The sequence below is a fragment of the Alteriqipengyuania halimionae genome, assembly GCF_009827575.1.
In the GTDB taxonomy this organism is placed as follows: Bacteria; Pseudomonadota; Alphaproteobacteria; order Sphingomonadales; family Sphingomonadaceae; genus Alteriqipengyuania_A; species Alteriqipengyuania_A halimionae.
Genome location: NZ_WTYR01000001.1, coordinates 2,396,331 through 2,418,665, shown reverse-complemented (window position 1 = coordinate 2,418,665; position 22,335 = coordinate 2,396,331). Strand labels below are relative to the sequence as shown.

Genomic DNA, 22,335 nt, shown 5'->3' with positions numbered 1-22,335 from the left:
GTTACTGATTCATCGTGTCGAAGAAGTCTTCGTTGGTCTTGGAATCCTTCATCTTGTCGAGGAGGAATTCCATCGCGTCGATCGTGCCCATCTGCATGAGAATCCGGCGCAGGACCCACATCTTCGAAAGCTTGTCCTTCTCGACCAACAGCTCTTCCTTGCGGGTGCCGGACTTGCCAACATCGAGCGCCGGGAAGATGCGCTTGTCGGCGACCTTGCGGTCGAGCACGATTTCGCTGTTACCGGTGCCCTTGAACTCTTCGAAGATAACCTCGTCCATCCGGCTGCCGGTGTCGATCAGCGCAGTGGCGATGATCGAGAGCGAGCCGCCTTCTTCGATGTTGCGGGCCGCGCCGAAGAAACGCTTCGGACGCTGGAGCGCATTGGCGTCGACACCGCCGGTCAGCACCTTGCCCGAGCTAGGTACCACGGTGTTGTAGGCGCGGCCGAGACGCGTGATCGAGTCGAGCAGGATCACGACGTCTTTCTTGTGCTCGACCAGGCGCTTCGCCTTCTCGATCACCATTTCGGCGACCTGCACATGGCGGTTGGCCGGCTCGTCGAATGTCGAGGAAATGACCTCGCCATTGACCGAGCGCTGCATGTCGGTGACTTCCTCGGGACGCTCGTCGACGAGCAGGACCAGCAGGAACACTTCGGGGTGGTTGTCGGTGATCGCCTTGGCGATGTTCTGCAGCAGCACCGTCTTACCGGTGCGCGGCGGAGCGACGATCAGCGCGCGCTGACCCTTGCCCTGCGGCGAGATGATGTCGATCACCCGCGCGCTCTTGTCGACCACGGTCGGATCGAGCGTATCGAGCGACAGTTTCTGGTCGGGATAGAGCGGCGTCAGATTGTCGAAATTGGTGCGGTGGCGAACCTGGTCGGGGTCTTCGAAATTGACCTCGGTGAGCTTAGTCAGCGCGAAATAACGCTCGCCTTCCTGCGGCGCGCGAATTTCGCCTTCGACCGTATCGCCGGTGCGCAGGCCCCATTTGCGGACCTGATTGGGCGACACGTAAATATCGTCCGGGCCGGCGAGATAGTTCGCTTCGGGCGAACGGAGGAAGCCGAAGCCGTCCTGCAGCACTTCGATCGTGCCGATGCCCATGATCTTGTCTTCGTATTCCTCATCCTCTGCGAGCTCGCGCAGGATGCAGAACATCAGGTCCTGTCGGCGCATGGTCGACGCGCCTTCGACACCGAGTTCCTCGGCCATCGAGACCAGATCGGCCGGTGCTTTGAGTTTCAAGTCTTTGAGATGCATGTATCGTGTCTTTTCAGTAAAATATTTGATAGCCGGAAGGTCTGTGGGCGTGGAGAACGCGGACCTGGCGGCAGGAAGTCCCTGCGGCCGCACCGGTCGGTTCGACGGATGTATGACGCAGCTGCGGCAGCGTCAACGAATTCCGCGCTGTCAGGCCAGGACGCTCGGCAGGACCACGACTGCGATCACGATCAGGATCGCGGCAATTCCGGGCACCTCGTTGAGCAGCCGCAGTTTCTTCCCGTCGATCGGCCGTTCGCCGCGAGCGAGCTTTTTCGCATAGCTCACCAGCCAGCCGTGATAGCCCGACAGCAGGATCACCAGCATCAGCTTGATGTGGAACCAGCCTTGCGTGAACGCGCCGGTTACCCAGGCGAGCGAGAGACCGAGGATCCAGACCACGATGATCGAGGGCATCAGGATGATCTTGAGCAGCTTCTGCTCGCGCTCGATCCATTGCGCGTTCTCGGCCGAATCCGGCGCCGCTTCCTGGTGGTAGACGAAGTAGCGCGGAAGCATGAACAGCCCCGCCATCCAGAAGATGACGAACGCGATATGTCCCGCCTTCAGCCACAGATAGATCATCGCCAGAGCTTCCTGCATGGATTCGCAATAGACGGCCCGGACGGGCGCGTCATGGGGCTATTTTCGGACCGGATCGGTTAGCCCTCCCCATTACCGGGGGTCCAGCCCTTCACCGCAGCGACGAGCCGTTCCACATTTTCGATCGGCGTAAAGCGATCGATGCCGTGACCGAGGTTGAAGATGTGCGGGCGCCCGGCCAGCGCATCGAGGATTTCGCGCGACCTGCTCTCGATCCGGCCGCTGCCGGACAGCAGCAATTGCGGATCGAAATTGCCCTGCACCGGCAAACCGTCGGGCAGCACGTCATGCGCCCAGCGCGGATCGACCGTTTCGTCGAGCCCGACCGCATCGACGCCGGTTTCGCGAACATAGGCCGGAAGCTTGGCACCCGCGCCCTTGGGAAACCCGATGATCGGGGTATCGGGGCGACGGCGCTTCATTTCCGAAACGATCTGCGCCGTCGGCGCGATCACCCAGCGTTCGAATTCGTCGGGGGCGAGGCTGCCGCTCCACGAATCGAACACTTGCAGCGCCTGTGCACCGGCTTCGACCTGCCCGTCGAGGTAATTGATCGTGCTTTCGACGATCCGGTCGATGATCGCCTGGAAGCGCGCCGGATCGCGATAGGCAAGCTGGCGTGCCGGGGCCTGTTCCTTGCTGCCCTGCCCGGCGACCATGTAGGTCGCGACGGTCCACGGCGCGCCCGAAAAGCCGATCAATGTCTTCTCGGGTCCCAGCTCTTTCGCCAACAATGCGACCGTACGCCACACGGCCTCGTAATGCTCTGGCGCCGGATCGAAGGAATCGAGTTCCGCCTCGGTGAGCGGCGGCGAAAGGCGCGGCCCCTCGCCGGCAACGAAGGTCAGCCCCTGGCCCAGCGCATGCGGCACGATCAGGATGTCGGAAAACAGGATTGCCCCGTCGAAATCGAACCGTTGCAGCGGCTGCAACGTGATCTCCGCCGCGGCTTCGTGATCGTAGACGAGGTCGAGGAACCCGCCCTTTTCGGCGCGTAAGGCACGGTATTCCGGGAGATAACGCCCCGCCTGCCGCATTAGCCAGAGGGGGCGCGGCACCACGTTTTCGCCACGCAGGGTTCGGATCAGAGCGCTCGTCATGGAAGAGAAAAGACCAAAAATAATTAAAGGAATAAAGAGGGTGCTGTAGTCTGTTGTCCTGTGGATAGCGGGGACGGCGCCGCCCTGCCCGATTTGCGAGTCCTGTTCCAGCCTTGATTGACAGGAGCGACTCCGCCTCGCCCCGCGTCAATCGGAATCTCGTCCCCACTCTCCACAGGCTGTGGGCGGACTCTGTCCCTGTCCAGAAATCGCCAAAGAAAATGACTCGCAGCGGCGGCAAAACGGTATGCCGGAATTGTCACCGGGCCTCTCCCGTGGTTTATCCGCAGGCGTATCCACATGACCCAGCTCCTCAACCTCCACCTCATTTCCGATTCGACCGGAGAAACGCTCGACATGCTGGCGAAGGCCGCGGTCGCGCAATTCGAAGGCGCCGATATCAAGCGCCATTTCTGGCCCCTGGTTCGCTCCAAGCAAGGACTGGAACGGATTATAGCCGATGTCGCGAAGCATCCGGGCATCGTGCTCTTTACCATGGCGAGCGGAGAAATCCGCTCGGCGCTGGAAGATCGCTGTCGGTCGCTCGACATACCTGCGGTGTCCCCGCTCGACCCGGTGCTGACCGCGCTCGAGGAAGCGCTCGGCCGTCAGGCGCGCGCCCGGCCCGGGCGCCAGCACACGATGGACGAAGCCTATTTCGATCGCGTGGATGCGATTCATTACACCATCGCGCATGATGACGGCTTGCTGAGCGAGGAATGGGAAGAGGCCGATATCGTGCTGGCCGGCGTGTCCCGCAGTTCGAAGACCCCAACCTCGATCTACCTTGCCAATCGCGGTTACAAGACGGCCAACATTCCGTTGGTCCTGGAAAGCCCACCGCCCGATATCCTGTTCCGGCTGAAATCGCCGATGGTGGTGGGCCTGACGACGGCGCCCAAGCGATTGATCGAGATCCGTCGCAATCGCTTGCTGACCGTAGGGGAGCGCGACGAGACTTCTTATACAGACGAAGACCATGTTTCGGAGGAACTTAAATTCGCGCGCCGGATCTTCGCCGATAATGACTGGCCGGTGATCGATGTGACTCGCCGCTCGATCGAGGAAACCGCCGCGGCGGTGATCCGGCTGCTCCAACAGCGTCGGGAAAAGCGGGAGCAAGGGGACATGAACGCCCCGCTGTCCTCGTGAAACGCGGACGATGAAGCTCATTCTCGCTTCCAACAGCGCGACACGCCGGGCGATGCTCGACCAATGCGGGATCGCGCACGAGGCGGTCGGGGCGGATGTCGACGAGCGTGCGCTCGAGGCACGACTGGGCAATGCCGCTCCCGAGGACATCGCGCTGGCCCTAGCAGAGGCTAAGGCATTGGCCGTGTCCGCTACCCGCCCCGACGCGCTTGTGCTCGGGGGCGATTCGGTGGTGACGGTTGCGGGGCGACGGTTCGACAAGCCGGAAGATCGTGAAGACGCCGCGAGCCATCTTAGATTTTTCTCTGGTAAGACAATAGACTTATGCAGCGCGGCGGTATTGGCGGATCGACACGATGTGGTCGAACGCGTAATCGACAGAGCTGAACTCCGGGTCCGCACATTGTCGGAGGATTTTATCGCCGATTACCTGGACAGGGAATGGCCCGAAGTTGGCCATAGCGTAGGTGTATTCCGGATCGAAGCGCTCGGCCCGACGCTGTTCGAAGCGGTACGGGGAGACTATTTTACGATCCTCGGTATGCCGCTCATCGGCGTGCTCAGCGCGTTGCGCGGTCGCGGGGTGATCGCTTCGTGACCCGTTATGGCGAGGTCATCGGCCAACCGGTAGCGCAGTCGAAATCGCCCGCCATTCACTCACACTGGCTGGCGCGCGCAGGAATTGACGCTGAATACCGCTATCAGACCGTCATCGAGCCGCTGCTGAAGCCTTATCTCGACGAACGCCGCGACGATCCGAACTGGTGCGGCTGCAATATTACCATGCCGCTCAAGATGTCGGCACCAGCCTATTGCGACAGGCTCGATCCAGGGGCGGAAAAGCTCGATGCGGTCAATCTCGTCGTCCGCGAGGGAGCCGATCTGGTCGGCTACAACACCGACGGGGAAGGTTTTCTTGAGCCGTTGCGCGATCGCTTGAGCGAGCGTCATCTCTTTCGAATGGCGCGGGTCATGGGGACGGGCGGCGCGGCGCGGGCGATCTGCTCGGCGCTGGCCGACAAGGGGTTCGTGCTGGTGGTTGCGGGCCGCGATCCGGGTCGGGCAAACCGCATGATCGAAGCCCTCGGACTGCCCGGTGACCATCATACGGCGGCCATCGCCCAATTCGCCGGGCCAACCGATTTTCCCTTCGACGAGCGCGAAGGATGTTGCGACCTGGTGGTCAATGCAACCCCGCTCGGCATGCGTGGGCACGATCCGCTTCCGTTCGATATCAGCCATGCTCCCCCGGGCAGCATATTTTACGATATCGTCACCGACCCGATCGACACGCCCTTTCTCGAAGCGGCCCGTGCGGCGGGATTCGAAACGATCGACGGGCGCGCGATGCTGCTTGGCCAGGCTGCGGTCTCGTTCGAGAAAATGTTCGGTCAGGCCCCGGATCGCAGAGCGGACCAAGCGCTGCTGGAAAGCCTGGTATGAAGACGCCGAAGATCATCGGCCTCACGGGTTCGATCGGGATGGGCAAGAGCACGGTCGCGGCGATGTTCGTCGACGAAGGCGTGCCTGTGTTCGATGCGGATGCGCAGGTGCGTGCCATGCAGGGGGCGGGCGGCGCGATGCTCCCCGCCATCGAAGATGCCTTTCCCGGATCGACCGGGCCTGATGGCGTCGATCGCGATCGGCTGGGCAAACTGGTATTCGGAGACCCGGACGCGCTCGCGCGCCTGGAGGCGATTATCCATCCGGCAGTCGCCAGTGAACGGGTGCGATTCCTTGAGCGGCATGCCGATGCACCGATGGTGGTGTTCGACATTCCTCTTCTCTTCGAAAAAGGGGGGCATGAAGCGGTCGATACGATCGTCGTTGTGTCTGCCCCATTCGAGCAACAGCGCGAGCGTGTGCTCTCGCGCCCTGGGATGGATGCGGAGAAGTTCGAACGAATCCTCGCGCTCCAGATGCCCGACACCGAAAAGCGTGCCCGCGCCGATCACGTGATCGATACCGGTGTCCCGCTCACGGAGACGCGCAGGCAAGTCGCCGATCTCGCCTCCCGTTTGCGCGCGGCGGGCGATTGATCCGAAGTCACGATCGCCCCTTGCCAGCGCGGGGGTGCAGGCCGATATATCGAACGATGCGTGAAATCGTGTTCGATACCGAAACCACTGGCCTCGACCCCAAGACGGGGGATCGCATGGTCGAGATCGGCTGTGTCGAGATGGTCAATAAGGTCGCCACCGGAGCGACGTGGCATGGCTATTTCAATCCCGAACGCGACATGCCCGAAGAGGCCGAGCGCGTGCACGGACTCTCGGCCACCTTCCTTTCCGACAAGCCGTTGTTCCGGGACAGGATCGACGAATTGCTCGAATTCCTCGGCGATGCGCCGCTGGTGGCGCACAATGCCGGGTTCGACATGGGATTCCTCGATTGCGAAATGGGTCTGTGCGGTTTCGAGCCGATCCCGCGCTCGCGCATGGTCGATACGATTGCGATTGCACGCAAGAAGCACCCCGGTGCCAAGCTTTCGCTCGATGCGCTGTGCACCCGCTACGGAATCGATCGTAGCCACCGGGTGAAACACGGCGCGCTGCTCGATGCCGAATTGCTCGCCCAAGTTTATGTCGAGCTCACCGGTGGACGACAGATCGGACTCGAACTCGCTGCCGAGCAGACAATCGAAACGCAGGTTACGGCAGAGACGCATCGCCCCGCCCCTCGCGGCCCGCGCCGCGAACCGCGACCCCACCATGCAAGCGAACACGAACTCGCTGCGCACAAGGCTTTCGTCGAAACGCTCAATTCCCCCCTTTGGGGGCAATGAAGGCGCGGCGCACAGAACGGGCCATTGAATTCCCGGAACGTCGCATCCCCTCACGATGAAGCCGGGCAGACAAGGAGAGAACGAAAATGGATATTCGCGTGTCAGGGCACCAGGTCGATACCGGTGAAGCGCTGCAATCTCATGTCGAGGATCGCCTCAATGCGATTGCCGACAAGTTCTTCTCCAAGGCGATTTCGGCCCATGCCACGTTCGGCAAGGCGTCCTCGCACAGCCTGCGCTGCGACATCGTCATGCATGTGATGCACGGTCTGACCGTCAAGGCCTCGTCCGAAGCCGGCGACGCGCATGTCGCGTTCGATGGTGCGGCGGAAAAGATCGAGAAACAGTTGCGCCGCTACAAGCGCCGCTTGCAGGATCGCCACAACCAGGCCGAACATGCTGCCGAGGTGGAAGAAGCTTCGTACAGGGTGTTCGAAGGTGCCGAGGACGAAGACACCGAGATCGAGGAACTCGGAGACTCTCCTCCGGTCGTCGCAGAAACCCGGATCGACGTTCCCGAAGCGAGCGTGTCCGATGCGGTGATGATGCTCGACCTGCGCGACACCAATGCGCTGATGTTCAAAAACGCTGGCACCGGGCGGCATAATATGGTCTATCGCCGCCACGACGGGACGATCGGATGGGTCGAACCGTCCTAGGCCCGACCGAAGGCCCGCGCATTCAGGTTCCGTTGCGGCTTAGCCTTTCATTGAGCTGAAACGGGCTTCGCGCCCCATTTCGACCGTGTTTTGCAGCTAAGATATATCGAACGATGGATCCCCATTTCACCCTGGAAGTCGAAGCCGTGCGCGTCGCGGACATTGCCGACAAGTCCGCCGCGCTGCGCTTCCTCGCGCAGGTCTGTGGCGAGACGTACGGGCTCGATGCCGACCAGGTCGAGCAGGCGCTGCTCGAGCGTGAGGCGCTGGGGAGCACCGGGTTCGGAAACGGGGTTGCGCTGCCGCATGCGCGTCTCGCGGGAATCCAGAAGCCGCTCGCTGCACTGGTGCGGATCGAACGGCCGATCGATTTCGAAGCGGCCGACGGACTGCCGGTCGAACTCGCCTGCGCGCTGCTTTCACCCGAAAATGCCGGCGCCACCCATCTCCACGCATTGGCCGCCCTGTCGCGGATGATGCGTGACGAACAATTGCGCGCGCGCCTTTCCGCTGCGACCGACGTCGAAGCGATCTACGGGATCGTTACCAATGGACAAGACCGCGACGCCGCCTGAATCCGGCGCGGAGGCGCCTGGTGCGCTCCATTGGCGCGCGCTCGAGTCGCTTTACCGCTCGGCGCCGGTCAACGCGCTGTTCGATTCGCAGCTCGAAGTCGAAGGCGAAGGGCGCGCAACGATCCATTTCCGGATCGAGGAGCGCCATTTCCATGCGGCGGGTGCTGCACATGGCACGCTCTACTTCAAGATGCTCGACGATGCCGCCTTCTACGCGGCGAACACGATGGTATCGGATCGTTTCCTGCTGACCACCGCGTTCAACCTCCACTTTACCCGCCCGATCGGTGTAGGCGAGGCCCGCGCAGAAGGACACTGGGTCAGCGGTAGGCGGCGGGTGCTGGTGGCCGAATCGCGGATTATCGACGCGTCGGGCGAGGAAGTCGGCCGCGGGACGGGCACATTCATGCGTTCGCGGATCGCTCTGTCCGGCCTCGACGGCTACGGAAAAAAATAATCATGGCCGGAGACGTTCGTATTCCTGCGCATCTCGAAGTCGCGGGATTACGTCGTCGTGTGGAATCGGCCGGTGGATTTGCGACAATACTTAATCGCGGAGAACGCGACGCGGGAACTATTCTGGTCGTTTGCGTGGAAAATGGCGCAACAATCGGTCTCCATGAGCGAATGCCTCAGATGGACGGCACGCGAAAATGGGAAGAAATCCTGCAAAAACAGGATGATGCGGCGGCGTATCTTGAGCGTCGTGGGGCGCAGGATCCCGATCTCTGGATCGTGGAACTGGATATCGCAAACGGCAAACGGTTCGTCTACGAATAAGGAACCTTTTACTTGACTTGCCGGATTGCGGCGTAAATAGGGCGCTCACCCAAAACGCGTAGGCGGCGTGGTCGGCAATTCGGTCGATCGAGCTAGCACGCAGACGGGGGCCACCCGACAGGTCCGCCGCAACCAGGCATTTCCCGCGCTCCCTCGCGCCGCCTTTTTGCAACCTGCTTCGGATGTCCACCGCTCTTGGTTTGGACGGGATGACCCACAAGCTGAAACGAGCCGCGACGATTGCGACCGCGGTATCGACTCTGACACTCCTGTTCGGCGCCGACGGTTCGAGCGCCTTTGCACGGGATAACGAACTGGCAGAAGCCGCCCTCGCGGTCAAAGCCACCGAACCGACCGCACCGGTCGCCTTCGTGTCCAACGAAGTGACGCAGGAAATTCCTGCCGATTACGAGGAAGAGGAAGCCGAAGTCTTCGATGCTTCCTCGCTTGGCGATCTGGTTGCCCAGCAGCCCCACCTCACCGAACTCTCGCGCGAAATGCAGTGCCTTGCCGGCGCGATCTACTTCGAATCGCGCGGCGAATCGCTCGACGGACAGCTGGCCGTCGGCCGCGTAATCGTCGGCCGCGCCAAATCGGGGCGCTTCCCCAATTCCTATTGCGGGGTGGTCTACCAGCGCTCGCAATTCAGCTTCGTGCGTGGCGGCCGAATGCCTGCCATCCGCTATGGCTCGCATGCCTGGAAACGCGCCGTTGCGATCGCCCAGATCGCGCATGAAGGCACATGGAAAAGCGAAGTCGATGGCGCGCTGTTCTTCCACGCCCGTTACGTCAATCCGCGCTGGCGCCTGACGCGCCTCGCGCAGGTCGGAAATCACGTCTTCTACAAGTGATCCCGGCAACCAACCAATAGCGAGGGCGTCGTCCGGCAGGGCGGCGCCCTTTTCGTTGCGCGGCCGCTATCCCGAAAACCGGATCCACGCGATGGCAAACAGCGCGATCCATACCGTCACCACCGCATTTGCCGTTGTCCGGCTCACCGGGCGTTCGGCCATGGTGGATGCACGCTCGCGCAATTCCGCGGCGAGAGCGCGAGGAAGGCGTTTGAGCGCCAATGCGATCGCCAGCGGCAGGATGACGAGTTCATCCTGCAAGCCGATGACGGGGAGGAAATCCGGGATCAGGTCGATCGGGCTGAAGGCGTAGGCGGCAGCGGCTGCCGCAATGGCTTTTGCCAGAGTCGGCGTGCGTGGATCGCGGGCAGCGAGCCAGAGCATCAGAGCCTCGCGCCTCAGCCTTTTCGCCCAGACGCGCAGGCGCGCCAGCATCAGTCCGCCAGTCGCACCCAGACCGGGGTATGGTCGCTGGCCTTCTCGCGGCCGCGATATGCCTTGTCGACGCCTGCAGCTTCGAGCCGGTCGGCAGTCTCGGGTGAAAGCAACAGGTGGTCGATCCGGAAGCCGTGATCGCGCTGCCAGGCCCCGGCCTGATAATCCCAATAGGTCCACACGCCTCCGCGCGGATTCATCCGGCGCAATGCGTCGGTCCAGCCATCGGCGAGCAGCCGGTTATAGGCATCGCGCGATTCGGGCTGCATCAGCGCGTCGGCCGACATGCGAACCGGATCGAACACATCGTCGTCATGTGGGATGACGTTGAAATCGCCGCACACCACACAGGGCACTTCCTCGGCCCAGATTTCGGTCATGCGCGCGCGCAGCCGCTCCATCCATGCCAGCTTGTAGTCGAATTTGGGGCCGGGATGCGGATTGCCATTGGGCAGATAGAGCCCCGCGATGCGCACGCCCTTGTAATCGGCTTCGATATAGCGTGACTGGTCGTCTTCGGGATCGCCTTCGAGCCCGCGTCGCACTTCGATCGGCTTTTCGCCCTTCCCCAGGATCGCGACGCCGTTGAAGCCTTTTTGGCCATGCCAGATCGCTTCGTAGCCGATCTTCTGGAAATCGCTTTCGGGGAATATGTCATCGGCGGCCTTGAGCTCTTGGAGGCAGACCACATCGGGCTGGGTCTCTTCGAGCCATTCGAGCAGCCGTGGCAACCGCGCACGGATACCGTTGATATTGAAGGTCGCGATTTTCAAATGCCGAAACTCGATCCGCAGCCGCAGCCGGCGGCGGCCTGCGGGTTTTCGACCTGGAATGCTGCGCCCCCCAGGGACTCGACGAAATCGACGGTGCTGCCTGCAACCAGATCGAGGCTGACCGGATCGATCAGCAGCGTCACGCCATCGGTCTGCGAGGATGAATCCTCGTCTTCGGGCGTGCCCAGTGCGAATGTGTACTGGAAGCCCGAACATCCTCCGCCTTCGACCGAAAGGCGCAACATCGGATCGCAGCCCTGTTTGACGGCGATCTGCTTGACGCGCGCGGCGGCGCTGGCGGTGAGAGTCGGTGTTTCCATGGCAGGTTCGATATGGGCGGGGTGGCCCGCCCTTGCAACGCTTGCGATAAAGCGCGTCTACGAAGACTGGATGTAGCTGCGCATGGCCTCGGCTTCGCTTTCTACCTCGCCGATCTTCGATTTGACGAGATCGCCGATCGAAATGAAGCCTGAGAGCTCGCGCCCATCGACGACCGGAAGATGGCGGATCCGCCGACGGGTCATCAGGCCCTGCGCCTCGTCGACCGTCATATCCGGCGTCGCGGTGATTGCCGGTGCGCTCATCACGCTGGCGACCGGACGATCGAGGCATGGCGAGCCTTCTTCGGCGAGACGGTAAATCACATCGCGCTCGGAGAACACGCCGAGCAGCTCGACACCCTCCCCCTCGGCCGAACCAAGCACAGGCATCGCCCCGATCCGTTTCCCGGCGAGTCTCGCTACCGCGTCGCGAACGCTGTCCTGCGCGGTGCACGCGATGATGTCGTCGACCGATCGGTCGGCAAGCAAGTGACTGATCTGCATTGGCGTCTCCCCTTTTATGTGAGGGTATGATGCCACGACCGGGCCAGATTGGCGAATCGGCTTGCCCCTTGCACCAAGTGCGCGCGATCTCCACAGGAAAGGGTATGAACAAGCCTTCCCCGCTCGATGAGACCCAGAACTCCGCTTACGCATGGGCGCGATACCGCCTGATGATGAAGCGGCTCGGTATGCTGACCGTCGCGATTGTGGTCGTGGCGTTGTTCGCGCTGTGGAAGACGGGCGAAGCGGCGTCGATCCACTTCTACATCGCCACCGCGATCGCGATTTCCGGGGTGATGCTCGTGACGGGCGCGCTGATGGGGCTCATCTTCCTGTCGAACGGCACAGGCCACGACGAGTCGATCCACCATCCGACCGATTCGCACTGGGATGAAGACGACGACCACGCCTAAAGCTGGTCTCTAGGCCACCTCTGGTTCGTGCAATCGGTGTTCTTCGACCGGGACGCCGCCGATCAGGTGTTGCTGGATGATGTCCTCGAGCACCTCTTCGATGCAGTGGCGGTACCAGACGCCGTCGGGCCAGACGACCGCGATCGGGCCGTCGGCACAGATCGTCAGGCAATCGGCCTTGCTGCGCATGACCCCGCCGGACCCGGTCAGACCCAACTGCTTGAGGCGCTTCTTGAGATAGGTCCAGGCGGCCTTGCCGGTCGCCTTGTCGCAGCATTTCTGCTTCTCGCTGACCGAACACAGGAAGATATGGCGGCGAATCCCGTCGCCACCCGCCTTGGCGTAGGCGGCGCGGGCTTTCGCATTCTCTTTGCGCTTGGGAATGGGGTGCTCAGTCCTTCTTGCCGGCAATCCGCCGGATTTCTTCGGTCACGAGGCGCTCCACCATGCCGGGCAGATTGTCGTCGAGCCACTGCGACAGCATCGGGCGCAGCATTTCGCGGACCAGCGATTCGATCGAGGTTTCGCCCTGGCGAACGATCTGCGGCTTGGCGCGCGGCTCGCTCATCATCGCCAGCGCGGCGAGCGATTCGCGCATCGAATCGACCGCAGCGTCACCGATCAGCGATTCGCTGGGCGTTTCCTCGATGAATTCCCCGGCCTCGCCCAGATCGAGCACTTCCTCGACCTCTTCCGTGCTGGCGGGCTCGGCAGGTTGCGCCCGCGCCGACCGTGCAGGCGAAGCGGTTCGCTGGTCGCTTGCGATCACTTTCTTGATCGAGGCAAGGATGTCCTCGACCGAGGGCTCGCCTTCCTGTCGCATGATACGGATCCCCCGTTTCGAGCCGTTTACAGCTCATCCGAATTACATATCGGGCGAGACTGCGCCAGTTTGGGACGGTGTGTCAACGGTTCTCGTCCCCTCGGCTTCGGGATCGGGATCGCGGTCCCAGTCCCACCACTTGCCGCCAACGCGCTCGAAATTGAGCTCGGGATCGTAGAGCGGACCGCCGATATCTAGGTTGAGATCGCGGGCCTCGGCACGGCCCATTGCAGCCAGCAACGAGAAGCCGGCGACATATTCGTTACGGCGTGCGGTGACGAGCTGGACGCGCGCGCTGAGCAATTCCTGCTGCGCGTTAAGGATATCGAGGATGGTGCGATTGCCGACCGTGTTTTCCGCCCGCACGCCTTCGAGCCCCAGCTCGGCGGCTTCCACCGCAACTTGCGTTTCCTCGACGATCGCGCTCGCGGCACGCCAGCTCGCAAACGCCGCGCGGACCTGTTGCACCACGCCGCGTTCGACGGCGATCTCGCGTTCGAGCGCCGCGGAAGCGCGAGCCTGTGCCTGGCGTTCCTGCGCGGCAACGCGTCCACCGCTGTAGATCGGGATCGAAGCGCGCAGGCCGACCGTGGTCGATGTTTGGACCTGCGCCTGCGGCACGAGATCGGGGTTCGGATCGGTCGGATCGGTCACCACCGCACCGCCGAGCGAGCCGAGATAGTTGTTGTAGCCTTGCCCGATGAACGCGCTCAATGTCGGAAGGCGTCCGGCACCTGCGACATCGATATCGAACCCCGCAGCCCGGGCGCGTTCCTTGGCCGCGAGGATGTCTGGGTTGGCTTGCAGGGCGACATCGACCGCTTCGTTCACGTCTTCGGGTAGATTGGGCAGCGGCGGCGGCGGCTGGAGATCGTCGGGCGCGTCGCCGACCAGCTGGATATAGCGTTCGCGCGCGCCGATCAGGTTCGATTGCGCGCTGCGCAAGTCGCCGCGAGCCAGCGCGAGCCGCGATTGCGACTGTGCGACGTCGGTGCGTGTCAGGTCGCCGATCTCGAAGCGATCGCTGGTGGCCTCAAGATTGACCTGCAGGACATCGACATTGTTGAGCGAGAGCGAGGTGATCGCTTCGTTCTGGATCACATCCATGTACGCGGCGACCACCTGGGTGAAGAGCTCGCTTTCCGTGCCCCGCAGATCGGCCTGGCCGGCATCGACTCGCGTTTCGGCAGCGCGGATCGCATTGCGCGTCGCTCCACCGGTGTAGATCGGGACGCCGAGCTGGACCGAACCCTGGACCGAACGCGAAGGTGCGAAAGGACTGTCCGACTGGGGGATCAGGAATTCGGAATAATCGACCGAGGCGCTGGCCGAAGGCCGGGTTTCGGCGCGCTGGATCGCGACATTCTCGTCGGTCGCGCGCTGATCGGCACGGGCGGCAAGCAGGGTCGGGTTGTTGGAATAAGCCTTGGCGAGCGCTTCGCGCAACGTATCGGCATGCGCCGGCGTGGCCGCAAGCGCGGTGCCGATCAGCAGGATGGTTGCAAAGCCACTTCGCATGATTCTCAGAAACTCCATTCCTCTTCAGCGGCGAATTCCGCCAGCACCGGGACGCCCATTTCGGCGAGCGGGACCAGCGCAACTTCGCCGCCATGCGCCTTGCCCATCGCAAAGCGAGTGACGCCGCGGGTGACGGTTCCGGTAAACACGCGGGCCCCTTCGGCGAGGCGCTTGGCCAGCTGCTGCGGAAAGCGCTCCACCGCGCCGTCGATCAGCAGGACGTCGAAATCGCCCTTGCTGCCGCGCTTGCTGACGTCTTCGGGCGCGATCGCCGTGACATCGGCGCCGAGCACTTCGACCAGTGCGGGCAGATATCCGGCCCCGCTATCGACGATCAACACCTTCTCGCCCGCGCGGATGTCGGAATCCTGCAACAATCGTCCGTGAAACAGTGGTGCGGGAAGAGCGCGACCGTCACCCAGCGGCACAGCGCGATCGACATAGGCGTTGGCGCGGCGCGCTTCGGGCAAGTGATCTTCCCGCGCGACCTGCAACATCGCGGCGAGCGTGCGCGGGTCGTTGACCCCGCTGGTGCGGAGCTGGCTGTCGATCATGGCGCGGCGCGCGGCGGGTTGGTCGGTCATGGTTTCTCTCTGCAGGTGTGTTACGCGAGCAAAACAGTATTGGCAATGCCCGCTTTACGGTGTCGCCTGCAATAGGTGAAGCGCTTTGACGCTTGGCCGTCGATAAGCCTATGGCGCATCCGCCGACAGCAAAGGGATTTCGACGAATGGCTGCAATGACGACGATCCGCGAGCAGGACCTGATCGACAGCGTCGCCGACGCGCTGCAATACATCTCCTATTATCACCCGATGGATTACATCAAGGCGCTGGGCGCGGCCTACGAGGCCGAACAGGGCCCGGCGGCCAAGGATGCGATCGCGCAGATCCTCACCAACAGCCGGATGTGCGCCGAGGGACATCGTCCGATTTGTCAGGACACCGGAATCGTCAACGTGTTCGTGAAATGGGGCCAGGACTGCCGCCTCGAATCCGACATGAGCCTGCAGGAGGTCGTCGATGAAGGCGTCCGTCGCGCTTATACCCATCCCGAAAACAAGCTGCGCGCCTCGATACTCGCCGATCCTGCCTTCACCCGCCGCAACACCAAGGACAACACGCCGTGCGTGCTGTCGGTCGAAATGGTCCCGGGCAATACGGTCGAGATCGACGTCGCCGCGAAGGGTGGCGGCAGCGAGAACAAGTCCAAGTTCAAGATGATGAACCCGTCGGACAATATCGTCGACTGGGTGCTCGAGCAGATTCCCTCGATGGGCGCGGGCTGGTGTCCTCCGGGCATGCTGGGAATCGGTATCGGCGGTACGGCCGAACACTGCGTCAAGCTCGCGAAGAAGAGCCTGATGGATCCGATCGACATGGCGCAATTGAAAGCGCGCGGGCCGCAGACCGATATCGAACGGCTGCGGATCGAGATTTTCGACGCGGTCAATGCGACCGGTGTCGGAGCGCAGGGCCTTGGCGGCCTTTCGACCATTCTCGACGTCAAGATTCTCGACTGGCCGTGCCATGCCGCAGGGAAGCCGGTCGGCATGATCCCCAATTGCGCCGCCACGCGCCACGCGCATTTCACGCTGGACGGTTCGGGGCCGAGCTTCATGGATCCGCCCGATCTCGACGAATGGCCCAAGGTCGAATGGGCGCCCGACAGCTCGGCCAAACGCGTCGATCTCGACAATCTCACGCCCGAGGAAGTCGCAAGCTGGAAAGCCGGCGATCGCCTGCTCCTGAACGGCGCGATGCTCACCGGGCGCGATGCCGCGCACAAGCGGATCCAGGATATGCTCGACAAGGGCGAGGAACTGCCCGTCGAGTTCAAGGGCCGCGCGATCTATTATGTCGGCCCGGTCGATCCGGTAATGGGCGAAGTCGTGGGCCCGGCCGGCCCGACGACCGCCACCCGGATGGACAAGTTCACCGAGACAATGCTCGATCTCGGCCTGCTGGCCATGATCGGCAAGGCCGAACGCGGGCAGGATGCGGTGGAAGTGATCAGCCGCTTCAAGGTCGCCTATCTGATGGCCGTCGGAGGGGCTGCCTATCTCGTCAGCCGCGCCATTCGCGAATCGAAGGTGGTGGCGTTCGAAGACCTCGGCATGGAGGCGATCTACGGATTCACGGTCAAGGATATGCCGGTAACGGTCGCGGTCGATAGCGACGGCACCAACGTCCACAAGCAGGCACCCGCCGAATGGAGCCGGAAGATCGCCGAAGAAGGCCTGCTGTCGGCGAAATAGGCGTGATTGGTCGATGAACGGCAACCGCTTCTCGACCAAGCCTGCGCCAACGCGGTGAAGTTGGGCTAGAAGCTAAACGATGGATTCTTCGACTGCCCGTTCCACTCCGCGAGTCTCGCCGAAAACGGTGATCGTCTCGATTGCGCTCGTGTGGGCGACGTATTTTGTCCTCGTGACTCTGCGCAGTACGCTGCTCGGGCTCGATGTCACTGGGCAATTGATGTGGCGTCGCGCGGCTGTGACCGCCGCCGCCATTCTCGCCACCATCGGCCTGTGGCCCCTCCTGCGCGCACTCGAGCGATTTACAACGCCGACGCGCGTGGTAGCCACGCTCTTGCTGCTCGTGCCGTTCGCTTTCGTGGTGGCCGGGGTCAACCAGATCGTTTTCGCTCCGGTCGCGAAGCAGGTGCAGCAGAAGCTGGGCGAACGCGAAGGCGTGACCATTCGCAGCGACGAATCGGGCAATGTCCTGATCGATGTGCCGGGGCGCGATGACGGACAGGGCGGCCGCCGGGTTTCGACCGAAAACGGTGAGGGGACGACTGTGCGGGTCGACCGTTCGGCCACCCAGGGGCAGCAGATCGCCGCGCTGGTCGATCTCGCACTCAACCGGTATTTCGTGTTTCTCGCCTGGGCGGCGCTCTATTTCGCGCTCGTGCGCTCTGAAGCTGCCCGGTCGGCCGAGCGGCAAGCGGGCGAATTCCGCGAGGCGGCGCGCACCGCCGAGTTGCGAAGTCTGCGCTACCAGGTCAATCCGCATTTCCTGTTCAACACGCTCAACTCGCTCTCCGCGCTGGTGATGACAGGCCGCAGCGAGCGGGCTGAAACGATGATCCAGACGATCTCGAACTTCTATCGCCATTCGCTGTCTGAAGATCCGACCGGCGATGTCGAACTGGCCGACGAAATCGATCTGCAGCGGCATTATCTGGAAATCGAATCGGTCCGCTTTCCCAAGCGGCTGAAGGTCGAAATCGATGTCCCCGCAGATCTCGAGGATAGGCGCGTGCCGGGCATGATCCTGCAACCGCTGGTCGAAAACGCGGTCAAATACGGGGTTGCGCCGAGCACCGAGCCGGTGACCATCGCAATTTCCGCGCGGCGCGAGAATGGCGATCTTGTCCTGCGCGTTGCCGATAGCGGCGCGAGCGAGCCCGGATTTCTTGGTGGGACCGGTTTCGGCATCGGCTTGGCAAATGTCCGAGATCGCCTGAAAGCGCGATTCGGCCGTGGCGCCACGCTGAGCGCGGGACCCGACGGGAGCCGCGGTTGGGTGAGCATGATCCGCATTCCGGGAGGCCCGCATGGCTGAGAAACTCCGCACGCTTCTTATCGACGACGAACCGCTGGCGATCGATCGCCTGCAGGTCATCTGTGCAAAACTGCCCCAGGTCGAAGTCGTCGGCACCGCCAATGACGGTGAGACCGGTCTCTCGCTGGTCGATACGCTGAAACCAGATCTTCTGTTGCTCGATATGACCATGCCGGGGATGGACGGGCTTGGCCTCGCCAGGGCGATCGAGAAGCTCGATCAGCGGCCCGCCATCATCTTTGTCACCGCGCATGAACATTTTGCGGTCGAGGCGTTCGATCTCGATGCGGTCGATTACGTACTCAAGCCGGTCGCGGCCGATCGTCTCGAACGCGCCGTTGCTCGCGCCGTTACGCGCCGCGTGAGCGATGGCGAGAGCGCCAGCCCCTGGTTGGAAGAATTGTGGGTTCCGCATCGCTCGGAATTGCTTCGGGTGCCAATCGACGACGTGCACCGCATCGACGCCGAGCGCGATTACGTGCGCCTGCATGTCGAGGATCGCAGCTACCTTTTGCTGCAGACGGTGTCCGGCCTCGAAGAGCGTCTCGATCCCACGCGCTTTATCCGGGTGCATCGCTCGGTCATTCTCGCCAAATCGGCCATTAACGGATTGAGGCATGATGGCCTTGGTGTCTGGCTGGTCGAGCTTGAAAACGGCGACGAAGTGCGGATCGGGCGAACCTATCTCTCGAAGGTCAAGGCGATGGCCGGCCGCTGAGCGGCCTCCAGAGGGATCGCAAGACGAAAGAATGGTTGCGGCCCGACGCCGGGACTGAATGGCGTCGGGCCGCCCGGCACACCCGTTTCGGGGAGCGGAGTGCGCCGTGACGGAGGGTCTGGGGGGATTGTCCGTCGCCCACCGATATAGGCCTCTGTGCGATCGGCCTTAGCCTCGCTCGACCAACGACGCGCAGGGTCGACCAAAGGTCGCCGCTAACGGTCGAGCGACATGGTCGATCCACGACGCATTTGTGCTAATGCAGGGCCATGGCCATCCTGCTCGTCTTCCTCCTCGGTGTCGGGAACTTCGCGGCGCACAAGGCTGCGCTGGCAAGCAATCATCCCGCGCTCCAGCAGATGCCTTGGTTCCACCTTATGCACGGGCGATTTAGCCTGGCGCTCGAATTCATCGTTCTCTTGGGCGCGATGCTGCTCGCCGCCGATGGTTCGCACGGCTGGGTGCTGGCCTACATGGTCTACAGTGTCTTCAACATCCTCGCGGCATGGATGATCGTGACGGGCAAGGTCTGAACGATGTGTTTAAACGCGCCGCAGAGGAAACAGTCTGCGTTTGCGGCGTTCATCCTGCATGAGCCGAAGCTTTACCCTCGTCGTGAACTGCCGCAGCGGCAGTTACGATCGCGACGTCATCGATGCGATCCTCGCCAGCGCCAGCGAGCTTGGTTGCGGCGAAACACGCGAAATCCGCATCCCGGAAGACGATTGCCCAAGTCCCGAAGATCTCGAGACGGACGAGATGCTCGCGGTGTTCGCCGGAGATGGCACGGTCAACGCGACGATATCCGGTCTCTATGGCTGGGACGGCGCGATCCTGATCTTGCCCGGCGGCACGATGAACCTCCTGTCGAAACGTCTTCACGGCGATGTCGACTGGCAGACGATCCTCGAACGCGTGTCCCGTGGTGATGCGCAGCGGACCCGACCCAACATCGTGCGCACGGCCTGCGGCGATGCTTTCGCCGGCGTCATGGCCGGTCCGGGAACCAGCTGGAACGAGGTGCGTGAGGCGATGCGCGATATCGATGTCGCAGGGGTTGCCTCGGGCACCTTGACGGCATTCGGCGAAACCACTGGCGGTGCACGGATTGCCATCGAGAATCCGGAGGTCGGTCGCCGCGAAGGCTATCCGATGATCGAGGTCTTTCCCTCCGACAAGGGCATGCACCTGCAATGCTATCACGCCGACGATGCGGGAGAGTTCCTCGTCCAGCTCGGCGCGCTCGTCACGCGCGATTTCCGCAACGGGCCGCATGACAAATACGGGCCGGTGGAAACGCTCGAATTCGTCGCCAACGATGGCGAGCCGATCGGCCTTATGCTCGATGGAGAGCCGGTCCCGGCCGGACCGCGCGAAGAATTGACGGTGGCCCCGTGCGAGGTCGATCTGCTAGCCACCGTGTCCAATGGCTGACAAGACCCTGTTATTCCACCTGTCCGATATTCATTTCGGGCTCGAACACAATCGCGCGCTCGATTGGGTGGCGGCGGAGATTTCCGCCCGCAAACCCGATGCGGTGGCGATCACCGGCGACCTCACGATGCGCGCCCGGCGCAAGGAATTCGCCGCGGCGAAGGACTGGATCCTCTCGCTCGACGCGCCGGTCACGGTCGAAGTCGGCAATCACGACATGCCGTATTTCAATCCGATCGAGCGGTTCTTCAATCCCTATGCCCGCTTCAAGGGCATGCGCCGGCTGGTGGAGCGCGAGCTCGATTTGCCGGGCCTCGCGATCGTTTCGCTCAAGACGGCGGCACGTATGCAGCCGCGCCTGAACTGGTCGAAGGGCTGGATTTCGGACGCTGCGCTCGAGAAATGCCTCGCTGCGATCGATGCGCTGCCGAAGGACACCAAAGTGCTTGTCGCCTGTCACCACCCGTTGCGCGAAGCGGGCACGCAAGGCACCGCACTCACCCATGGCGGCAACAAGGCACTGGCCGAACTGGCCAAGCGCAATGTGCTCGCGGTACTCAGCGGCCATGTCCACGATGCGTTCGATATCATGGAAGATACCGCGCACGGTTCGGTCCGCATGATCGGCGCGGGCACATTGTCGCAGCGCCTGCGCTCCTCCCCGCCCAGCTTCAACGAATTGACCTGGGATGGAAAAGAGCTGTGCGTCTGCGTGCGCAATCTGCAGGATGTCCCGACCGAAGCAATGCAGATCGAAGACGTGCCTGAGGATGCGACTCCTCCCCGCAATGCGGGCGATCCGGTGGCCCCTGTCGGCAATGTGCCGCGAACCGATCCGCCGGTTCGCTAGATAGCGACGAGGCATACGAAAAGGGCGGCCCCTCGCGGAGCCGCCCTTCGTGTTTCGGTGTTCGAAAAAGCTTAGCGCTTCGAGAACTGGAAGCTGCGGCGAGCCTTGGCGCGACCGTACTTCTTACGCTCGACCACGCGGCTGTCGCGGGTGAGGAAGCCAGCGGCCTTCACCGTGCTGCGCAGCGCGGGTTCGTACTTGGTCAGTGCCTGGCTGATGCCGTGCTTGACCGCACCGGCCTGGCCCGAAAGACCGCCGCCCTTGACGGTGGCGACGATGTCGTACTGGCCGACACGATCGGTGATCTGGAACGGCTGGCTGATGATCAGGCGCAGCGTCGGACGCGCGAAATAGGTTTCCTGATCGCGACCGTTGATCGTGATCTTGCCGGTGCCCGGCTTGAGCCAGACGCGCGCGACGGCATCCTTGCGGCGACCGGTGGCATAGGCACGGCCCTGACCGTCGACTTCCTGTTCGCGCAGCGGCGTTTCGGAAACGCTCGCGGCACCTTCGGCAGCGGCTGCCGCGTCGGCTTCGGGCGCATCGCCCGCGACCTGCTTGAGATCGGCGAGGTCGGTGACCTTCTTGTCTTCCGACTTCTCTTCGGTCTTGGTCTCTTCCTGGGCTTCGGCCTTCGGTTCGGCCGCGGCTTCGGTGGTTTCGACTTCGGTCTTTTCGACCTGATCTTCGGTTTTCTTGTCGTCAGCCATCACACGAGAGCCTTGTTCTTGCGATTCATCGAAGCGACATCGAGCGTTTCCGGCTTCTGGCCGTCATGCGGGTGCTCGGTGCCGTTGTAGAGGTGCAGCGCCTTCATCTGCTGGCGACCCAGCGGGCCACGCGGAATCATGCGTTCGACAGCCTTTTCGAGCACGCGCTCGGGGAAGCGGCCGCCCAGCACCTTGGCCGGGGTCGTTTCCTTGATGCCGCCGACATAGCCGGTGTGCTTGTAATAGACCTTGTCGTTCATCTTCTTGCCGGTGAACTTCACCTTGTCGGCATTGATGACGATGACGTGGTCGCCGCAATCGACGTGCGGAGTGTAGCTCGGCTTGTGCTTGCCGCGCAGGATGTTGGCGATGATCGCCGCGACACGACCGACGACGAGATTCTCGGCGTCGATGATGTGCCATTTCTTTTCGACCTCGGCCGGCGCGATCGACCGGGTGGTCTTGCTGAGCGTCTTCATGATATTTCCTTGACGAA

The 22,335-nt window shown here is 62.7% G+C and carries 30 protein-coding genes; 17 read left to right on the top strand and 13 right to left on the bottom strand.

Going from position 1 to position 22,335, the window contains the following annotated elements; genetic code table 11:
- Nucleotide 1: 1 nt before the first annotated feature.
- From rho to hemE, 3 genes are all read right to left on the bottom strand, one after another.
- Nucleotides 2-1,267, bottom strand: coding sequence for a transcription termination factor Rho (rho, locus tag GRI68_RS11665; protein WP_160617406.1), 1,266 nt, complete (start codon nt 1,265-1,267; stop codon nt 2-4).
- Nucleotides 1,268-1,417: 150 nt separating this feature from the next.
- Nucleotides 1,418-1,870 (bottom strand): CopD family protein, encoded by a 453-nt coding sequence (locus GRI68_RS11660; RefSeq protein ID WP_160617405.1) that lies wholly within the window; start codon nt 1,868-1,870, stop codon nt 1,418-1,420.
- Between the two features lie 59 nt (nt 1,871-1,929).
- Complete coding sequence (gene hemE / locus GRI68_RS11655; RefSeq protein ID WP_160617404.1) at nt 1,930-2,970, bottom strand: uroporphyrinogen decarboxylase; 1,041 nt, start codon at nt 2,968-2,970, stop codon at nt 1,930-1,932.
- Nucleotides 2,971-3,270: 300 nt separating this feature from the next.
- Here hemE and GRI68_RS11650 point away from each other — a divergent pair, with 300 nt between their 5' ends.
- The 10 genes from GRI68_RS11650 (at nt 3,271) to GRI68_RS11605 (ending at nt 9,772) form a co-directional block, all read left to right on the top strand.
- Complete coding sequence (locus tag GRI68_RS11650; protein WP_160617403.1) at nt 3,271-4,122, top strand: pyruvate, water dikinase regulatory protein; 852 nt, start codon at nt 3,271-3,273, stop codon at nt 4,120-4,122.
- A gap of 10 nt (nt 4,123-4,132) precedes the next feature.
- Nucleotides 4,133-4,720, top strand: coding sequence for a Maf family protein (locus tag GRI68_RS11645; protein ID WP_160617402.1), 588 nt, complete (start codon nt 4,133-4,135; stop codon nt 4,718-4,720).
- Nucleotides 4,717-5,565 (top strand): shikimate dehydrogenase family protein, encoded by an 849-nt coding sequence (locus GRI68_RS11640; RefSeq protein WP_160617401.1) that lies wholly within the window; start codon nt 4,717-4,719, stop codon nt 5,563-5,565. Before GRI68_RS11645 ends, GRI68_RS11640 begins: the two co-directional genes overlap by 4 nt.
- Nucleotides 5,562-6,161, top strand: a complete 600-nt coding sequence (gene coaE, locus GRI68_RS11635; protein ID WP_160617400.1) for a dephospho-CoA kinase — start codon at nt 5,562-5,564, stop codon at nt 6,159-6,161. Before GRI68_RS11640 ends, coaE begins: the two co-directional genes overlap by 4 nt.
- A gap of 56 nt (nt 6,162-6,217) precedes the next feature.
- A complete protein-coding gene (dnaQ, locus tag GRI68_RS11630) occupies nt 6,218-6,907 on the top strand; it encodes a DNA polymerase III subunit epsilon (protein WP_160617399.1) in 690 nt (229 codons plus the stop codon).
- A gap of 86 nt (nt 6,908-6,993) precedes the next feature.
- A complete protein-coding gene (gene hpf, locus GRI68_RS11625) occupies nt 6,994-7,566 on the top strand; it encodes a ribosome hibernation-promoting factor, HPF/YfiA family (protein WP_160617398.1) in 573 nt (190 codons plus the stop codon).
- A 113-nt stretch (nt 7,567-7,679) separates the two neighbouring features.
- On the top strand, nt 7,680-8,141 hold the full coding sequence (locus tag GRI68_RS11620) for a PTS sugar transporter subunit IIA (RefSeq protein WP_160617397.1): 462 nt from the start codon (nt 7,680-7,682) through the stop codon (nt 8,139-8,141).
- Nucleotides 8,116-8,598: a PaaI family thioesterase gene (locus tag GRI68_RS11615; protein ID WP_160617396.1), complete on the top strand. Its 483-nt coding sequence runs from the start codon at nt 8,116-8,118 to the stop codon at nt 8,596-8,598. The genes GRI68_RS11620 and GRI68_RS11615 overlap by 26 nt, the downstream gene beginning before the upstream one ends.
- 2 nt (nt 8,599-8,600) lie before the next feature.
- Entirely contained in the window at nt 8,601-8,921 is a 321-nt protein-coding gene (locus GRI68_RS11610) for a DUF1491 family protein (RefSeq protein WP_160617395.1), read from the top strand.
- A gap of 182 nt (nt 8,922-9,103) precedes the next feature.
- Nucleotides 9,104-9,772: a cell wall hydrolase gene (locus GRI68_RS11605; protein WP_234028789.1), complete on the top strand. Its 669-nt coding sequence runs from the start codon at nt 9,104-9,106 to the stop codon at nt 9,770-9,772.
- A gap of 66 nt (nt 9,773-9,838) precedes the next feature.
- On the opposite strand, the gene GRI68_RS11600 is transcribed toward GRI68_RS11605, so the two are convergent.
- Genes GRI68_RS11600 through GRI68_RS11585 form a run of 4 tightly spaced genes read right to left on the bottom strand, consistent with a single transcriptional unit; the run spans nt 9,839 to nt 11,804 of the window.
- Nucleotides 9,839-10,207: a YkvA family protein gene (locus tag GRI68_RS11600; protein ID WP_160617394.1), complete on the bottom strand. Its 369-nt coding sequence runs from the start codon at nt 10,205-10,207 to the stop codon at nt 9,839-9,841.
- Complete coding sequence (gene xth / locus GRI68_RS11595) at nt 10,207-10,980, bottom strand: exodeoxyribonuclease III (RefSeq protein ID WP_160617393.1); 774 nt, start codon at nt 10,978-10,980, stop codon at nt 10,207-10,209. Before xth ends, GRI68_RS11600 begins: the two co-directional genes overlap by 1 nt.
- Nucleotides 10,977-11,300: a HesB/IscA family protein gene (locus GRI68_RS11590; RefSeq protein WP_160617392.1), complete on the bottom strand. Its 324-nt coding sequence runs from the start codon at nt 11,298-11,300 to the stop codon at nt 10,977-10,979. Before GRI68_RS11590 ends, xth begins: the two co-directional genes overlap by 4 nt.
- Before the next feature lie 57 nt (nt 11,301-11,357).
- Nucleotides 11,358-11,804, bottom strand: coding sequence for a CBS domain-containing protein (locus GRI68_RS11585; RefSeq protein WP_160617391.1), 447 nt, complete (start codon nt 11,802-11,804; stop codon nt 11,358-11,360).
- A 104-nt stretch (nt 11,805-11,908) separates the two neighbouring features.
- Between GRI68_RS11585 and GRI68_RS11580 the strand changes: the two genes are divergently transcribed.
- On the top strand, nt 11,909-12,217 hold the full coding sequence (locus GRI68_RS11580) for a hypothetical protein (protein WP_160617390.1): 309 nt from the start codon (nt 11,909-11,911) through the stop codon (nt 12,215-12,217).
- Nucleotides 12,218-12,226: 9 nt separating this feature from the next.
- On the opposite strand, the gene GRI68_RS11575 is transcribed toward GRI68_RS11580, so the two are convergent.
- Genes GRI68_RS11575 through GRI68_RS11560 form a run of 4 tightly spaced genes read right to left on the bottom strand, consistent with a single transcriptional unit; the run spans nt 12,227 to nt 15,142 of the window.
- A complete protein-coding gene (locus GRI68_RS11575) occupies nt 12,227-12,628 on the bottom strand; it encodes a (2Fe-2S) ferredoxin domain-containing protein (RefSeq protein WP_199799753.1) in 402 nt (133 codons plus the stop codon).
- The gene (locus tag GRI68_RS13970; protein ID WP_160617389.1) at nt 12,609-13,040 is read right to left on the bottom strand and encodes a DUF2497 domain-containing protein; all 432 of its coding nucleotides are present in this window, start codon (nt 13,038-13,040) and stop codon (nt 12,609-12,611) included. Before GRI68_RS13970 ends, GRI68_RS11575 begins: the two co-directional genes overlap by 20 nt.
- A gap of 42 nt (nt 13,041-13,082) precedes the next feature.
- Entirely contained in the window at nt 13,083-14,558 is a 1,476-nt protein-coding gene (locus GRI68_RS11565; protein WP_160617388.1) for a TolC family outer membrane protein, read from the bottom strand.
- A gap of 5 nt (nt 14,559-14,563) precedes the next feature.
- A complete protein-coding gene (locus GRI68_RS11560; RefSeq protein ID WP_160617387.1) occupies nt 14,564-15,142 on the bottom strand; it encodes a protein-L-isoaspartate O-methyltransferase family protein in 579 nt (192 codons plus the stop codon).
- Nucleotides 15,143-15,288: 146 nt separating this feature from the next.
- Between GRI68_RS11560 and GRI68_RS11555 the strand changes: the two genes are divergently transcribed.
- From GRI68_RS11555 to GRI68_RS11530, 6 genes are all read left to right on the top strand, one after another.
- Nucleotides 15,289-16,815, top strand: a complete 1,527-nt coding sequence (locus GRI68_RS11555; RefSeq protein WP_160617386.1) for a fumarate hydratase — start codon at nt 15,289-15,291, stop codon at nt 16,813-16,815.
- Nucleotides 16,816-16,894: 79 nt separating this feature from the next.
- The gene (locus GRI68_RS11550; protein ID WP_160617385.1) at nt 16,895-18,127 is read left to right on the top strand and encodes a sensor histidine kinase; all 1,233 of its coding nucleotides are present in this window, start codon (nt 16,895-16,897) and stop codon (nt 18,125-18,127) included.
- Nucleotides 18,120-18,845, top strand: coding sequence for a LytR/AlgR family response regulator transcription factor (locus tag GRI68_RS11545; RefSeq protein WP_160617384.1), 726 nt, complete (start codon nt 18,120-18,122; stop codon nt 18,843-18,845). Before GRI68_RS11550 ends, GRI68_RS11545 begins: the two co-directional genes overlap by 8 nt.
- Nucleotides 18,846-19,114: 269 nt before the next feature.
- A complete protein-coding gene (locus GRI68_RS11540; protein ID WP_160617383.1) occupies nt 19,115-19,378 on the top strand; it encodes a hypothetical protein in 264 nt (87 codons plus the stop codon).
- 58 nt (nt 19,379-19,436) lie between these two features.
- A complete protein-coding gene (locus GRI68_RS11535) occupies nt 19,437-20,279 on the top strand; it encodes a diacylglycerol/lipid kinase family protein (protein WP_160617382.1) in 843 nt (280 codons plus the stop codon).
- The gene (locus GRI68_RS11530) at nt 20,272-21,129 is read left to right on the top strand and encodes a metallophosphoesterase family protein (RefSeq protein WP_160617381.1); all 858 of its coding nucleotides are present in this window, start codon (nt 20,272-20,274) and stop codon (nt 21,127-21,129) included. Before GRI68_RS11535 ends, GRI68_RS11530 begins: the two co-directional genes overlap by 8 nt.
- A gap of 71 nt (nt 21,130-21,200) precedes the next feature.
- Here GRI68_RS11530 and rpsI read toward each other — a convergent pair whose 3' ends face one another.
- A complete protein-coding gene (rpsI, locus tag GRI68_RS13770; protein ID WP_160617380.1) occupies nt 21,201-21,839 on the bottom strand; it encodes a 30S ribosomal protein S9 in 639 nt (212 codons plus the stop codon).
- Complete coding sequence (rplM, locus tag GRI68_RS11520) at nt 21,839-22,318, bottom strand: 50S ribosomal protein L13 (RefSeq protein WP_160617379.1); 480 nt, start codon at nt 22,316-22,318, stop codon at nt 21,839-21,841. Before rplM ends, rpsI begins: the two co-directional genes overlap by 1 nt.
- Nucleotides 22,319-22,335: the final 17 nt, after the last annotated feature.